Source organism: Cochleicola gelatinilyticus (genome assembly GCF_001637325.1).
Classification (GTDB): Bacteria; Bacteroidota; Bacteroidia; order Flavobacteriales; family Flavobacteriaceae; genus Cochleicola; species Cochleicola gelatinilyticus.
Map to the genome: position 1 here is coordinate 1 of NZ_LRXL01000022.1, position 1722 is coordinate 1722.

Below are 1722 nucleotides of genomic sequence, written 5' to 3' on the forward strand. Positions count from 1 at the left end.
CAGCGCCGCAAAGTAACATCGATATTTTTGTATTAATTACTGAACTTTTAGGCTTATAAAACTAAATAACTCTCTCAACATTTCCCGTTTTCAGTAATCCGACCATTGAATTAAATGTACTGTCCAATCAGTTTTATAAGTCGTGTTGTCTTCATTAAGTTTCCGCTTCCGTTTCGCTGCGAACAATTTTTATTCAGAAGTTTTATTAAGCGTTCAGATTGCGTGCGGCTTGTCAGTTCAGCGTAATTTTATAGTTTCAGTTGCGAAATGCTTGGAGAATTTTTGCGTTACGGGCGCCATTACTTGTAACGGTTTTGTATAAGAACAGTAGGGCTGAAAATGACCGCAAACCATTCGGTTGAACACAAGCCGAATTTTTAAATTTGGCGACTTCGCAAATGCGCCAGAACCTTTCGGTTTTGATATAATTGCCCTATTGTTTTTATACTTTGTTGCCCACAGTTATTGTGCGTACTGCTTTTCCAAATCTTTTATTCCGCTCAAATAAATTTCGTTTAGATATTCGTTGTATGGGTCATTCCGTTTGTAATTCAAAGTTTCCTTGGATTTTGCTATACATTCTCTTGCTTTTGGCAAATTATCTAACTTTTGATAAACTTTTGACAGAAAATAATATGCCTCAGTTGTTTTGTCCGATTGTTCTAAAGCTCTATTAAATTCATTAATTGCTTTTTCATAATTGCCAAGTTCATATTCACACATTCCAAGATAAACAAACGATTGAATATCTGAATAACCTACTGTTTGGTTTACTATATTTCGTTGAAAACAATCGATTGCTTTTTGATAATTTTTATTACCAAAGTGACATTCGCCACGAACAAAATCTATATTTTCTCCCCAAGGTGCATCGTTAAAGTTTGGGGTCAAACTATCTAATCTGTCAAAATCTGAAAGTGCACCATCAAAATCTCTCAAAAATCTCAATTTCATATAACCACGATAACCTAAATGTAAAGTTGGGTCAAGCTCAACAGCTTTATTCAAATATTTGAAGCCTTGCTCAAAATCTCCAGCTTTATTGAAACGAATAGAATATTGCATATATTCATTACTTTCCATTGACTCAAAATTCTCTATTCTTTGAGCAAATTCTTCAGCTTTTTCTATTCTGTTATTATTCCAGAAATAAATATATATGACAAAACAAACTAAAATGAGTAAAAGTATGCCAAAAATTATTCCTATTATTTTAAAAAATTTCTTCAATTTTTCCGTTTTTAATTGTGAAGTTTATTAAATAGTAAGTTTGAGTTTCTGTGTCGTTGCTCCAACTTTTTAAATTACTTGAAACTGAACCAAGTTTTTTAACCAAATCTCCATTATTGAAGTTTACATTTTGGTATTCACTATTTAGTTCAAAAATTTCTTGTTTGCAAAAACCGCCATATTTATCCAAGTGAAGTTTTATCGTGATAAATCCATTTTTTGGTTGGATTTCTGTTTCTAATTTTTTTAATTCTGAAAATGCTTTTCGGATTGCGTAATTCTCTCCTTTTAATTTTGTGTTGTGAGGTTTTCCAAGCATCTCTGTTGTCCAATAGGGTGCAAAATATCCTTCACAATCTGTGTTATCGTCAGCGCACGAGATAAATGACAATAGTATAAAAATTACAGCAATATTTTTTTTCATAATTGTGGGCAACGGTTTGCATAAGAACAGTAAGCTGCAAAACGGACAAACTGTTCGAATTAATTTTA

General features: G+C 32.1%; 2 protein-coding genes. Both read right to left on the reverse strand.

What is annotated here, in order from left to right; genetic code table 11:
- Positions 1-462 precede the first annotated feature (462 nt).
- Positions 463-1230 carry a tetratricopeptide repeat protein gene (locus tag ULVI_RS01915; protein WP_068589065.1) on the reverse strand — a complete coding sequence of 256 codons (768 nt, stop codon included), beginning with the start codon at positions 1228-1230 and terminating at the stop codon, positions 463-465.
- Positions 1214-1654: a hypothetical protein gene (locus ULVI_RS01920; protein ID WP_068589072.1), complete on the reverse strand. Its 441-nt coding sequence runs from the start codon at positions 1652-1654 to the stop codon at positions 1214-1216. The genes ULVI_RS01915 and ULVI_RS01920 overlap by 17 nt, the downstream gene beginning before the upstream one ends.
- Between the last annotated feature and the right edge of the window lie 68 nt (positions 1655-1722).